Consider the following 12979-nt stretch of genomic DNA (forward strand, 5'->3'; position numbering starts at 1 on the left):
TCGGCAACGTTGTGGGCGCGAACTATACGGGCCGGGTTTTTCCTTGTAAACCCCTGATGCCGAAAAATTATTGTCATGCAAAAAGCTGACCCTGAAGCCTGTTTCGCGCTTCAATACGCCCATGGCAAACACACATCTATATATGCGTAAAGGTACTTTCACTTAATGGCCGATTGGCAATCCCTCGATCCCGAGGCCGCCCGCGAGGCGGAAAAATACGATAATCCTATTCCCAGCCGTGAGCTGATCCTCAGTCATCTGTCCGAGCGCGGTTCTCCAGCCTCTCGCGAGGAACTGGTCGAAGAATTCGGCTTGTCCACGGATGAAGACCTCGAGGCGCTGCGTCGCCGCCTGCGTGCGATGGAGCGCGATGGGCAACTGATCTACACCCGCCGTGGCACCTATGCACCGGTGGACAAGCTGGACCTGATCCGTGGTCGCGTCAGCGGTCACCGCGACGGCTTCGGTTTCCTGGCGCCGGACGATGGCAGCGACGACCTGTTCCTCAGCCCGGCGCAGATGCGCCTGGTATTCGATGGTGATCGTGTGCTGGCGCGGGTCGCTGGCTTCGATCGTCGCGGCCGCCGCGAAGGCGCCATCGTCGAGGTCATCGAGCGTGCCCACGAGAGCATCGTCGGTCGCTACTTCGAAGAAGCCGGCATCGGCTATGTCGAAGCCGACAACCCGAAGATCCAGCAGGAAGTGCTGGTGACGCCTGGTCGTACCGCCGGTGCGAAGATCGGCCAGTTCGTCGAAATCAAGATCACCCATTGGCCGACCGCGCGCTTCCAGCCCCAGGGCGACATCGTCGAGGTGGTTGGCAACTACATGGCGCCGGGGATGGAAATCGACGTGGCGTTGCGTAGCTACGACATTCCCCATGTCTGGCCGGAAGCGGTGGTCAAGGAAGCGCGCAAGCTGCGCCCGCAAGTCGAGGAGAAGGACAAGGAGAAGCGCGTCGATCTGCGCCATCTGCCGTTCGTCACCATCGATGGCGAGGATGCCCGCGACTTCGACGACGCCGTCTACTGCGAGAAGAACAGTGGCCGCTGGAAGCTGTTCTCCGGCGGCTGGAAGCTGTACGTCGCGATTGCCGATGTCTCTCATTATGTGAGGGTCGGCTCGCCCCTGGATGAAGAAGCGCAGAAGCGCGGCAACTCGGTGTATTTCCCCGAGCGGGTGATCCCGATGCTGCCGGAGGAGCTGTCCAACGGGCTGTGCTCGCTCAACCCGCATGTCGACCGCCTGGCGATGGTCTGCGAGATGAGCATTTCCAAGTCCGGGGAAATGCTCGACTACCAGTTCTACGAGGCGGTGATCCATTCCCATGCGCGCCTGACCTATAACAAGGTCAGCTACATGCTGGAGCAGCCGAAAAGCTCGGAAGGCAAGGCGCTGCGCGATGAGTACGCCGAGGTGCTGCCGCACCTCAAGCAGCTCTATTCTCTCTATCAGGTACTGCTGGCAGCCCGGCACGAGCGGGGCGCGATCGACTTCGAGACCCAGGAGACCCGTATCGTCTTCGGCAGCGAACGCAAGATCGCCGAGATCCGCCCGACCCAGCGCAACGATGCGCACAAGCTGATCGAGGAGTGCATGCTCGCGGCCAACGTGGCGACCGCGCGGTTCATGCAGGATCACGAGATTCCCTCGCTGTACCGGGTGCATGACGGTCCGCCGCCGGATCGCCTGGAGAAACTCAAGGCCTTCCTTGGCGAGCTTGGCCTGAGCCTGGGCAAAGGCAAGGACGGCCCGACGCCGAAGGATTACCAGAGGCTGCTGCAAAGCATCCGCGAGCGCCCCGATTACCACCTGATCCAGACGGTGATGCTGCGTTCGCTGAGCCAGGCGGTCTACACCGCCGACAACAATGGGCACTTCGGTCTCAACTACGAGGCGTACACCCACTTCACCTCGCCGATCCGGCGTTACCCGGACCTGTTGGTACACCGGGCGATTCGTAGCGTGATCCGTTCACGCCGGGAGACCAAGCACGTGCAGCGTGCTGGTGCGGCGAGCATGCCCAAGGCGCGTATCTACCCGTACGACGAAGCCGCGCTGGAGCAGCTTGGCGAGCAGTGCTCGATGAGCGAGCGGCGTGCCGACGAAGCGACCCGTGACGTGGTGAACTGGCTGAAGTGCGAGTTCATGCGTGATCGCGTGGGCGAGACCTTCGAAGGCGTGATCACTGCCGCCACCGGCTTCGGTATCTTCGTCGAGTTGCGTGACATCTATGTGGAAGGCCTGGTGCACGTCACCGCCTTGCCGGGCGATTACTACCATTTCGATCCGGTTCACCATCGCCTGTCCGGCGAGCGTAGCGGTCGCAGCTTCCGCCTGGGCGACAGCGTGTCGGTCAAGGTCATGCGCGTCGACCTGGACGAGCGCAAGATCGATTTCGAGCTGGCCGAAGGCAAGCCAGACGCCACGGATCGCAAGGGGCGTGCCGCTCCCGCGGAGAAGAGCGAGCGGCGTAGCAAGGTTGCCGGCGCCTCGACTGCCGATGTGCAGAAGAGCCGCGATATCAAGAAGGCCTTGATGGCGGGTGCCAAGACCGGCGGCAAGCCAGCCGGCAAGGCATCCTCTGGCGGCGGGCGCAAGCCTGCGGCGAAGGCCGAGCCCAAGTCTGGCGCGGCCAAGCCGCGTAAGCGCGGGACCAAGTCATGAGCCAGTTGGAAAAGGTCTATGGCGTGCATGCGGTGGAGGCGCTGCTGCGTCACCATCCCAGGCGCGTCAAGCAGCTCTGGCTGGCGGAGGGACGTGGCGATCCACGGGTGCAGACGCTGCTCGGCCTGGCCGGTGAGAGTCGTGTGCCGGTTGGCAACAAGGACCGTCGCGAGCTGGACGAGTGGGCCGAGGGCGTGCACCAGGGCGTCGTGGCCGAAGTCAGCCCGAGCCAGGTCTGGGGCGAGGCGATGCTCGACGAGTTGCTCGATCGCCATGAGGGGGCGCCGTTGCTGCTGGTGCTCGACGGCGTGACCGATCCGCACAACCTTGGTGCCTGCCTGCGCACCGCCGATGCGGCGGGCGCCCTGGCGGTGATCGTACCCAAGGACAAATCCGCCACGCTGAACGCCACCGTACGCAAGGTGGCCTGTGGCGCGGCCGAGGTGATCCCGCTGGTGGCCGTGACCAACCTGGCGCGGACCCTGGAAAAACTCCAGCAGAAGGGCTTGTGGGTCGTCGGCACGGCTGGCGAAGCCACGCAGATGATCTACGAGCAGGACATGACCGGCCCGACAGTGCTGGTCATGGGCGCCGAAGGCAAGGGCATGCGCCGTCTGACCCGTGAGCATTGCGACTATCTGGTCAAGCTGCCGATGGCGGGGAGTGTCAGTTCTCTGAATGTCTCGGTTGCCGCTGGCGTCTGTCTGTTCGAAGTGGTCAGGCAGAGGGGCGGTCGGAAGTCTTGAGCTCGATCCAGGGAGAAGGGCGCCCGAGTGGCGCCCTTCGTTTGCCTGAATACTCTACAGTGCTCGGCCCGTTACGGCCTGCTTTCACTTCCCGCTACTGTCTATTTTTCATTCAATTTGCCTTGCGCCATTCCGGCCGCTTCCCTAGAATGTCGGCCCTTGCCGTCCGGGCGGGCGCTCGCGCGTCTTTCCGTCGGCAAGTCAGAACGAGTCATTCACTCCTTGCCTGATCACTTTTCGTTGACAGGCTACAACCCGTAAGGAGCATTCATGCGTCATTACGAAATCATCTTTCTGGTTCACCCGGACCAGAGCGAGCAAGTCGGCGGCATGGTCGAGCGTTATACCAAGCTGATCGAAGAAGACGGTGGCAAGATCCATCGCCTGGAAGACTGGGGCCGTCGCCAACTGGCTTATGCCATCAACAATGTGCACAAAGCCCACTACATCCTGTTGAACGTCGAAGCGTCCGCCAAGGCTCTGTCCGAGCTGGAAGACAACTTCCGCTACAACGATGCAGTCATCCGCAACCTGATCATCCGTCGCGACGAAGCCGTTACCGGTCAGTCCGAGATGCTCAAGGCCGAGGAAAACCGCAGTGAGCGTCGTGAGCGTCGCGATCGCGTTGAAAACACCGACGGCGCCGAAGGCGACGACGGCGACAACAGCGACAGCAACGACAACGCTGACGAGTAATCCACAGAGCTATTGAGGAGCCACTGTCATGGCACGTTTTTTCCGTCGTCGTAAGTTCTGCCGTTTCACCGCCGAAGGCGTGAAAGAGATCGACTTCAAAGATCTCAACACCCTGAAAGCCTACATCTCCGAAACCGGCAAGATCGTTCCTAGCCGTATCACCGGTACCAAGGCCAAATACCAGCGTCAGCTGGCGACCGCTATCAAGCGCGCCCGTTACCTGGCCCTGCTGCCCTACACCGACAGCCACGGCCGTTGAGGCCTGACGGTCGGCAGTCGTAAGGGATAAATCGCATGCGCGCCATTGCTGAATTCATCATGCGCGGTCGCATGCAGGCCACTCTCGTAGTGGTTGGATCGGCAGTTTTGCCGCTGTTGTTCTGGTTGAGTGCTGCTGCAAGTTGCCTGGTGCTGCTGCGGCGGGGGCCGAGGGATGCTGTTGGTGTCCTGGCCTGGGCGATGCTACCGGCGTTGATCTGGTGGTATTTCGATGAACCCAACGTCTTCTTGGCGTTATCCGGTTCGCTTGGCCTGGCGCTGGTTTTGCGCGCTGGCCAATCCTGGGCGCGGGTACTGCTTGTCAGTGTCGCGGTTGGCCTGGTGTTCGGTCTGATTCTGGGAGCGGTTTTCCGTGAGCCCATCGATGAGTTGGTGAAGCAGTTGCAGGCATTGATGCCGCAGATGTCGTTTTACCAGCAGTTTTCGGTGGAGGAGCGAGCGAGCCTCGAGTCGTTGATCGCACCTATGTTGATCGGTTTGATGGCAGCCATGCTGCAGATCGCCAGCCTGCTATGCCTGATACTGGGGCGTTACTGGCAGGCGATGTTGTACAACCCGGGAGGTTTCGGGGACGAATTCCGTTCCCTGCGGTTCTCGCCGGTAGTGGCGTTTGCACTGTTGGTCTTCATGTTCCTGGGGCCGAATCTCGGTCCGGGCATGGCGATGATGATGCCCATATGCAGTGTGCCGCTGGCATTCGCCGGGATCGCATTGCTGCATGGGCTCTGTGCGCAGGGCCGGATCGGCAAGTTCTGGCTGGTAGGGTTGTATGTATCGTTGCTGGTGTTCGTCCAGTTGATTTATTCGTTACTGGTGGTCTTGGCCATCGTCGACAGTCTGATTGGTTTTCGTGGTCGCCAGCCGAACAAAGGCACCGGTCCCACGAACGGTGAAGGTTAAAAGTTAAGAGGTTAATGCCAAATGGAAGTCATCCTGCTGGAAAAAATCGCCAACCTGGGCAACCTGGGCGACAAGGTCAAAGTAAAGGCTGGTTACGGCCGTAACTACCTGCTGCCGCAAGGCAAAGCTACCGCTGCCACCGCTGACAACGTCGCTGCTTTCGAAGCGCGTCGTGCCGAGCTGGAAAAGGCTGCTGCCGATAAGAAAGCTTCCGCTGAAACTCGCGCTGCCCAACTGGCCGAGCTGGAAGTGACCATCACCGCCACCGCTGGCGATGAAGGCAAACTGTTCGGTTCGATCGGCACCCACGACATCGCTGATGCCCTGACCGCCTCTGGCGTCGAAGTGGCGAAGAGCGAAGTGCGTCTGCCGAACGGCACCATCCGTCAGACCGGTGAATACGATGTGGCCGTGCACCTGCACAGCGATGTCGAGGCCACCGTCAAGCTGATCGTGATCGCAGCTTAATTGGCCGACCTGCGGGCTTGCACCTCGGTGCCGGCCTGCTGACAATCGGGCACGACATTGCATTGCGGTGTCGTGCCCGTTGTTTTTTGTACAGAGCCTTTTGCAAAACCATGGTTTTGCACAAGCCTCTGAGTCTCTGGAATCACAGGTGCCATGAACGATATCAGCGTCCCCCAGCAGTACGACCTGGAAACCGCCGCGCTCAAGGTGCCGCCGCACTCCATCGAGGCCGAGCAGGCCGTGCTCGGCGGCCTGATGCTGGACAACCAGTCCTGGGAGCGCGTGCTCGACCAGGTCTCGGATGGCGACTTCTACCGCCACGACCATCGCCTGATCTTCCGCGCCATCTACAAGCTCGCCGAGCGCAACGAGCCGTTCGACGTGGTGACCCTGTCCGAGCAACTGGACAAGGAAGGCCAGTTGAGCCAGGTCGGCGGCCTGGCCTACCTCGGCGAACTGGCGAAGAACACCCCGTCGGTGGCCAACATCAAGGCTTACTCGCAGATCATCCGCGAGCGCGCGACCCTGCGCCAGTTGATCGGCATCAGCAACGAGATCGCCGACAGCGCCTATGCCCCGCAAGGACGTACTGGCGAGGAGATCCTCGACGAGGCCGAGCGCCTGATCTTCCAGATCGCCGAGGCGCGGCCGAAGACCGGTGGCCCGGTGGGGATCAACGACATCCTGGTCAAGGCCATCGACCGCATCGACGAGTTGTTCAACGCCGGCGATGCGATCACCGGCCTGTCCACCGGCTTCACCGACCTGGACAACCTCACCAGCGGTCTGCAGCCGGCCGACATGATCATCGTCGCCGGCCGTCCGTCGATGGGTAAGACCACTTTCGCCATGAACCTGGTGGAAAACGCGCTGATGCGCAGCGACAAGGCGATCCTGGTCTACTCGCTGGAGATGCCGTCGGAATCGATCGTGATTCGTATGCTCGCCTCCCTCGGACGGATCGACCAGACCAAGGTCCGCGCTGGTCGCCTCGACGACGACGATTGGCCGCGCCTGACCTCGGCGGTCAACCTGCTCAACGACCGCAAGCTGTTCATCGACGATACGGCGGGTATCTCGCCCTCGGAGATGCGTGCGCGCACCCGGCGCCTGGCCCGCGAGCACGGCGAGATCGGCCTGATCATGGTCGACTACCTGCAACTCATGCAGATTCCCGGCTCCAGCGGCGACAACCGGGTCAACGAGATTTCCGAAATCTCGCGCTCGCTCAAGGCCCTGGCCAAGGAATTCAATTGTCCGGTGATCGCCCTGTCGCAGCTCAACCGCGGCCTGGAGCAGCGGCCGAACAAGCGCCCGATCAACTCCGACCTGCGTGAATCCGGCGCGATTGAGCAGGACGCCGATATCATCATGTTCGTCTACCGGGACGAGGTCTATCACCCGGAAACCGAGTTCAAGGGGGTCGCCGAGATCATCATCGGCAAGCAGCGTAACGGTCCGCTGGGTACTGCGCGCCTGGCCTTCCTCGGTAAATATTCGCGCTTCGAAAACCTGGCGCCGGGGATGTACCAGTTCGAGGACGAGTGATCGATTCTGATCAGGCTCAATGACAACGGGTGCCCAGCGGTTAATATGGGCGCCCGTTTTCGTCTCTGCCTGGAGCTGTTTGCATGCGCCCGCTCGTTGCCGTCGTCGACCTGGCCGCCATTCGCCACAACTACGCCATCGCCAAGCGTTGCGCGCCCGGCCGCCAGGCCTTTGCGGTGGTCAAGGCGAATGCCTACGGGCATGGCGTGCGCGAGGTGGTCACCACCTTGCATGACGAGGTCGATGGCTTTGCCGTGGCCAGCCTGGAGGAGGCGGCCGAGGTCCGCGCCCTGCATGCCAGCGCGCGCCTTTTGCTGCTCGAAGGCTGTTTCTCCGCGAGCGAGCTGCCCATTGCGGCCCAGCTCGGCCTGGATATCGTGGTGCAAGGCGAAGAGCAGTTGGCAGCGCTGCTGGCGGCCGATTTGCCACGGCCTATCAACGTCTGGATCAAGGCCGACACCGGCATGCATCGCCTGGGTTTTTCGGCCGACGGGGTGCGTGCCGCCCATGCCCGCCTGCGCGCCGCGCCCCAGGTCGCCGAACTCAACCTGATCAGCCATTTCGCCTGTGCCGACGAGCGTGGCCACTGGCTCAACGAGCAGCAGATCGGCGAGTTCCTCGGCCTGCTGGGCCTGGATTTCGATCTGCGCAGCCTGGCCAACTCCGCGGCGGTGGTGACATTGCCGGCCGCGCACCTGGACTGGATTCGCCCCGGCATCATGCTCTATGGCGCCACGCCATTGCTGGATATGACGGCTGCGGAACTGGGGCTCAAGCCGGCCATGAGCCTGATGGCCGAAATCATCGCCATCCACGACGTGGCCGAGGGCGACAGCATCGGTTATGGCGCCGGCTGGACCGCCCGCCGGCCGTCGCGCATCGGCACGCTGAGCTGCGGCTATGCCGACGGTTATCCGCGCCAGGCGCCCGCAGGTACGCCAGCCTGGCTGCATGGCCAGCGCGTTCCGCTGGCCGGCAGGGTTTCGATGGACATGCTCACCGTCGACCTGAGCGACGTGCCGTTGGCGCAGGTCGGTGACGCGGTGGAGCTGTGGGGCGCCAACCTGCCGGTGGACGAGGTGGCGCGTGCCGCCGGGACCATCGGCTACGAGTTGTTGAGCAAGGTCACCGCCCGCGTGCCGCGTCGCTATCAGGCCTGATCGGCGCGTTGTACCCAGTTCGAGCGGCCCTGCTGCTTGGCCTGGTACAGCGCTTCGTCGGCGGCCTTGTACAGGCTGGCGAACTGCTCGGCGTGCCGGGGATAAAGGGCCACGCCGATACTGATGCTCACCGCCAACGAGGTGTCCGCATAGGCGACCGGTTGCGCCAGCTCTCGCAGCAGGCGGTCTGCCGCTTCACCGGCGTGGGCCTGCACATCCGCGCCGCAGAGCAGCACGGCGAACTCATCGCCGCCGAGGCGCGCGACCATGTCGCTGCCGCGCACGCAATCACGCATGCGCTGGGCGGTGACTTGCAGCATCAGGTCGCCGGCATCGTGGCCATGGCGGTCGTTGATCGGCTTGAAGTGATCGAGGTCGATCAATAGCAGGGCCACCGATTCGTCACGCCGGCGGGCATCGGCGAAGGCGGCTTCGACCCGTTCGATCAGGTAGCGGCGGTTGGGCAATTCGGTCAGCGCGTCATGGAACGCCACCTGCTGCAGTTCCCGTTCGCGCTCGCTCAACTGCTTGTTGGCCAGGGCCAGTTCGGCGGTGCGCTCTTCCACGGCGATGGTCAGTTGCGCGGCGCTGGCCTGGATATGCGCCAGGCGCGCGCTCTTTTCCTTGTTAGCGCGTTCCAGCGCGGCGGCCCTGGCCAGTTTGAGCATCTGGATGCGGTTGGCCAGGGCGAAGGAGAACAGGATCGATTCGGCGGCGACAGCCACCGGGAATACGTAGGAATTCCAGGGCGCCGGCTGGAGGATGCCGGTGGCGCGCAGCAGCAGCAGGTTGACGCTGCCGAGGATCATGCCGAAGCCGCAGAGGTAGAGCAGGGCAGGCATGTAGCCCTGGCGCCAGCGGCGAAAGGCCGACCACAGCGAGGCCGGGATCGCGGTGAAGGCCAGTACCACGAAGACCCAGGCGCCGATCATCCGGTAGCCGGCCACGTCGGCCAGCACGGCCAGCACGTACAGGCAGCAGGCGAAGCTCAGCATGTGATGGGCCCAGCGCACGTACTGGCGGGTCTGCAGCAGGGTCTGGGTGAACAGGCAGGCGCTGAAGCCCCAGAGCGCCGGGATGCTGATGCGATCCAGCCAGACGGGCACCGGGCCATTCGGCCAGAGCAACTGGAAACCGTGGCCGGTCATCGCCAGGATCATCAACAGTGCGCCGGTGGTGGCCAGCACATACCAGAAGTAGGCGGCGTCGCGCAGGCTGATGAAGATGAACAGGTTGTACAGGAGCATGGCGAAGATCACGCCATAGACCAGGCCGAGAAACAGGTTTTCCCAGGTCGACAGGTCACGGATATCGTCCAGTTGCCAGACCTTGAGCGGGAACGAGTTGCCGGCCGGATCGAAGCTGCGCAGGTAGAAGGTCAATGGCTGGTCCGCCTCGAGGGACGGCAGGCGCAGGAGGATTCGCCGATAGGGGTGGTCGCGGCCTTCCTTGAAGCCGGTCAGCTCGCCGGACTGGCGCTCGCTCCAGCCGCCCTGGCCGTCGGGCAGGTACAGGCGCAGGTCGAGCAGGGTCACTGCGGCGACTTCCAGCCACCACTGCGTTGGCGCCTGCGGGCCACGTTGCAGGGTCACCTTGATCCACCAGGGGTTGCGGCTCTGGCCGACACTGGCCTTGCCGTCGGCCGGCTGAAAGCGGGCCTGCACGTCGGGGCTGGCCAGGTCGGCGACGCTCAGCCGGGCGCCGACGTCTTCGAGAAGCTCGATGCTGTCGTTGAGACTGCGGCCGCTATCGCCAGCAGCCAGTTGCACCGGGGCTGCAAGGGCGATGTTCAACAACATCTGGGCTACGCATGAAAAGAAGATCGCGAACCGCACCGGGCACTACTCCAAGCCTGTACGAATTTTCAGCGAGTATAGCGACAAGGTCTTTCAGAACGCGCGCCTATCCCGAGCAAATAAAGTCCGTCCGCCACAGTCGGACTTGTTCATTTTTTGTGCTATATTCCGCGCCCCGTGAAATGCCCGATTGATCAAAAAACATGCAAGCCGCCAAGCCGTTGTTCGATTACCCGAAATACTGGGCCGAGTGTTTCGGCGCCGCGCCGTTCCTGCCGATGAGCCGTGCCGAGATGGACCAGCTCGGCTGGGACAGCTGCGACATCATCATTGTCAGCGGCGATGCCTACGTCGACCATCCATCGTTCGGCATGGCGATCATTGGCCGGTTGCTGGAGGCCCAGGGCTTTCGCGTGGGCATCATCGCCCAACCGGACTGGCGCTCGAAAGACGACTTCATGAAGCTCGGCAAGCCGAACCTGTTCTTCGGCGTCGCCGCGGGCAACATGGACTCGATGATCAATCGTTACACCGCCGACAAGAAAATGCGTTCCGACGACGCCTACACGCCGGGCGGCCTGGCTGGCAAGCGCCCGGACCGTGCCAGCCTGGTCTACAGCCAGCGCTGCAAGGAGGCCTACAGTCAGGTGCCGGTGGTGCTCGGCGGCATCGAGGCTTCGCTGCGCCGCATCGCCCATTACGACTACTGGCAGGACAAGGTGCGCCGTTCGATCCTGATGGACGCCACCGCCGATATCCTGCTCTACGGCAACGCCGAGCGCGCCGTGGTCGAGATCGCCCAGCGCCTGGCCTTCGGCGAGCCGATCGAGCGCATCACCGATGTGCGCGGCACGGCCTTCATCCGTCCCGATACGCCCGAGGGCTGGTTCGAGATCGATTCCACGCGCATCGACCGTCCGGGCAAGGTCGACAAGATCATCAACCCCTACGTCAACACCCAGGACAGCGCCGCCTGCGCCATCGAGCAGGAGAAGGGCGCGGCCGGCTCAGGCGAGCAGGACGACCCCAACCAAGCCAAGGTCGTGCAACTGCTCGCGCACCCGCGCCTGGAGCGCGACAAGACGGTGATCCGCCTGCCGTCCTTCGAGAAGGTACGCAACGATCCGGTGCTCTACGCCCATGCCAACCGCGTGCTGCACCTGGAAACCAACCCCGGCAACGCCCGCGCCCTGGTGCAGAAACATGGCGAGGTGGACGTGTGGTTCAACCCGCCGCCCATCCCCATGACCACCGAGGAAATGGACTACGTGTTCGGCATGCCCTATGCGCGCATCCCGCACCCGGTGTACGGCAAGGAGAAGATCCCGGCCTACGACATGATCCGTTTCTCGGTGAACATCATGCGTGGCTGCTTCGGCGGCTGTACCTTCTGCTCGATCACCGAGCATGAAGGACGGATCATCCAGAACCGCTCCCACGACTCGATCATCCGCGAGATCGAGGAAATGCGCGACAAGGTGCCGGGGTTCACCGGCGTGGTCTCCGACCTCGGCGGGCCGACCGCCAACATGTATCGCATCGCCTGCAAGAGCACGGACATCGAGACCCACTGCCGCAAGCCGTCCTGCGTGTTCCCCGGCATCTGCGAGAACCTCAACACGGATCACTCGTCGCTGATCGAGCTGTACCGCAAGGCCCGTGCATTGCCTGGCGTGAAGAAAATCCTCATCGCTTCCGGCCTGCGCTACGACCTGGCCGTGGAGTCGCCGGAGTACGTCAAGGAGCTGGTGACCCACCATGTCGGCGGCTACCTGAAGATCGCCCCGGAGCACACCGAGCGCGGGCCGCTGGACAAGATGATGAAGCCGGGCATCGGCAGCTACGACACCTTCAAGCGCATGTTCGAGAAGTACTCGAAGGAAGCCGGCAAGGAGCAGTACCTGATCCCGTACTTCATCGCCGCGCATCCGGGCACCACCGACGAGGACATGATGAACCTCGCCCTGTGGCTCAAGCGCAACGACTTCCGCGCCGATCAGGTGCAGGCCTTCTACCCGTCGCCGATGGCCACCGCCACGGCCATGTACCACTCGGGCAAGAACCCGCTGCGCAAGGTCACCTACAAGAGCGATGGCGTGGAGATCGTCAAGAGCGAGGAGCAACGCCGCCTGCACAAGGCTTTCCTGCGCTACCACGATCCCAAGGGCTGGCCGATGCTGCGCGCGGCGCTGGAGCGGATGGGCCGCGCCGACCTGATCGGCAATGGCAAGCACCAGTTGATCCCGACCCACCAGCCGCAGAGCGACGAGTACCAGAGCGCACGGCGCAAGAACTCCACGCCCGCCGGCAGCAGGAAGGTCGCCGGCAACACCGGCAAGCAAACCAGCAGCGGTCGCATCCTCACCCAGCACACTGGCCTGCCGCCGCGCGCGAGCGATGGCAGCAAGGCCTGGGACAAGCGCGAAGAAGCCAAGGCCGCCGCCGAGGCGCGGCGCAAGGAACAAAGCCGCGGCGGCAAGGGCGCTCCAGGCAAAGCGAAGAGAAAGCCCGCCGTACCGCGTTGAGACCGGGGCGGTGGCGGGGCTCCCCGCACCGACCTCGGAACGGCCTGCCTGAAAGGTTCCCGGCGCCTTTCGGCGCAACATTCTCCAGCTATCGTTGCCTGACACCCGAACCGCTCTCGCAGGGCCAATTCCGTGCGCGCTGCCCGTCGTTGTGCATCCTTGTGCCATATATTGGTGCGTCTGGGCTGCGTAGG

Annotated in this window: 10 protein-coding genes; 9 read left to right on the forward strand and 1 reads right to left on the reverse strand. The window is 63.2% G+C overall.

The features are described from left to right. Nucleotides 1-165 precede the first annotated feature (165 nt). The 8 genes from rnr (at nucleotide 166) to alr (ending at nucleotide 8464) form a co-directional block, all read left to right on the forward strand. Complete coding sequence (rnr, locus tag ACSZPK_RS17060; RefSeq protein ID WP_437882665.1) at nucleotides 166-2667, forward strand: ribonuclease R; 2502 nt, start codon at nucleotides 166-168, stop codon at nucleotides 2665-2667. Next, nucleotides 2664-3413, forward strand: a complete 750-nt coding sequence (gene rlmB / locus ACSZPK_RS17065) for a 23S rRNA (guanosine(2251)-2'-O)-methyltransferase RlmB (RefSeq protein ID WP_437882666.1) — start codon at nucleotides 2664-2666, stop codon at nucleotides 3411-3413. Before rnr ends, rlmB begins: the two co-directional genes overlap by 4 nt. Nucleotides 3414-3683: 270 nt before the next feature. Continuing rightward, nucleotides 3684-4109: a 30S ribosomal protein S6 gene (gene rpsF, locus ACSZPK_RS17070; protein WP_437882667.1), complete on the forward strand. Its 426-nt coding sequence runs from the start codon at nucleotides 3684-3686 to the stop codon at nucleotides 4107-4109. Between the two features lie 28 nt (nucleotides 4110-4137). Further along, nucleotides 4138-4368 carry a 30S ribosomal protein S18 gene (gene rpsR, locus ACSZPK_RS17075; RefSeq protein WP_003452992.1) on the forward strand — a complete coding sequence of 77 codons (231 nt, stop codon included), beginning with the start codon at nucleotides 4138-4140 and terminating at the stop codon, nucleotides 4366-4368. Between the two features lie 35 nt (nucleotides 4369-4403). Further along, the gene (locus ACSZPK_RS17080) at nucleotides 4404-5288 is read left to right on the forward strand and encodes a hypothetical protein (protein WP_437882668.1); all 885 of its coding nucleotides are present in this window, start codon (nucleotides 4404-4406) and stop codon (nucleotides 5286-5288) included. A gap of 21 nt (nucleotides 5289-5309) precedes the next feature. After that, nucleotides 5310-5756 carry a 50S ribosomal protein L9 gene (rplI, locus tag ACSZPK_RS17085; protein ID WP_437882669.1) on the forward strand — a complete coding sequence of 149 codons (447 nt, stop codon included), beginning with the start codon at nucleotides 5310-5312 and terminating at the stop codon, nucleotides 5754-5756. Nucleotides 5757-5909: 153 nt separating this feature from the next. Continuing rightward, the gene (gene dnaB, locus ACSZPK_RS17090; RefSeq protein ID WP_437882670.1) at nucleotides 5910-7304 is read left to right on the forward strand and encodes a replicative DNA helicase; all 1395 of its coding nucleotides are present in this window, start codon (nucleotides 5910-5912) and stop codon (nucleotides 7302-7304) included. A gap of 83 nt (nucleotides 7305-7387) precedes the next feature. Beyond that, the gene (gene alr / locus ACSZPK_RS17095) at nucleotides 7388-8464 is read left to right on the forward strand and encodes an alanine racemase (protein ID WP_437882671.1); all 1077 of its coding nucleotides are present in this window, start codon (nucleotides 7388-7390) and stop codon (nucleotides 8462-8464) included. Here alr and ACSZPK_RS17100 read toward each other — a convergent pair. Next, a complete protein-coding gene (locus tag ACSZPK_RS17100; RefSeq protein WP_437882672.1) occupies nucleotides 8455-10263 on the reverse strand; it encodes a diguanylate cyclase domain-containing protein in 1809 nt (602 codons plus the stop codon). The two genes, alr and ACSZPK_RS17100, sit on opposite strands and share 10 nt — an antisense overlap. A gap of 200 nt (nucleotides 10264-10463) precedes the next feature. Here ACSZPK_RS17100 and ACSZPK_RS17105 point away from each other — a divergent pair, with 200 nt between their 5' ends. Then, a complete protein-coding gene (locus ACSZPK_RS17105; RefSeq protein WP_437882673.1) occupies nucleotides 10464-12785 on the forward strand; it encodes a YgiQ family radical SAM protein in 2322 nt (773 codons plus the stop codon). The last annotated feature ends 194 nt before the right edge of the window (nucleotides 12786-12979 follow it).

The organism is Pseudomonas sp. LRF_L74 (genome assembly GCF_965644255.1).
Lineage (GTDB): Bacteria > Pseudomonadota > Gammaproteobacteria > Pseudomonadales > Pseudomonadaceae > Aquipseudomonas.

Bases quoted from the DNA above. Each gene is read 5' to 3' on its own strand.
- rpsR (WP_003452992.1), top strand. From the start codon at position 4,138: ATGGCACGTTTTTTCCGTCGTCGTAAGTTCTGCCGTTTCACCGCCGAA.
- rpsF (WP_437882667.1), top strand. From the start codon at position 3,684: ATGCGTCATTACGAAATCATCTTTCTGGTTCACCCGGACCAGAGCGAG.
- rlmB (WP_437882666.1), top strand. From the start codon at position 2,664: ATGAGCCAGTTGGAAAAGGTCTATGGCGTGCATGCGGTGGAGGCGCTG.
- ACSZPK_RS17105 (WP_437882673.1), top strand. From the start codon at position 10,464: ATGCAAGCCGCCAAGCCGTTGTTCGATTACCCGAAATACTGGGCCGAG.
- rnr (WP_437882665.1), top strand. From the start codon at position 166: ATGGCCGATTGGCAATCCCTCGATCCCGAGGCCGCCCGCGAGGCGGAA.
- alr (WP_437882671.1), top strand. From the start codon at position 7,388: ATGCGCCCGCTCGTTGCCGTCGTCGACCTGGCCGCCATTCGCCACAAC.
- rplI (WP_437882669.1), top strand. From the start codon at position 5,310: ATGGAAGTCATCCTGCTGGAAAAAATCGCCAACCTGGGCAACCTGGGC.
- dnaB (WP_437882670.1), top strand. From the start codon at position 5,910: ATGAACGATATCAGCGTCCCCCAGCAGTACGACCTGGAAACCGCCGCG.
- ACSZPK_RS17080 (WP_437882668.1), top strand. From the start codon at position 4,404: ATGCGCGCCATTGCTGAATTCATCATGCGCGGTCGCATGCAGGCCACT.
- ACSZPK_RS17100 (WP_437882672.1), bottom strand. From the start codon at position 10,263: ATGTTGTTGAACATCGCCCTTGCAGCCCCGGTGCAACTGGCTGCTGGC.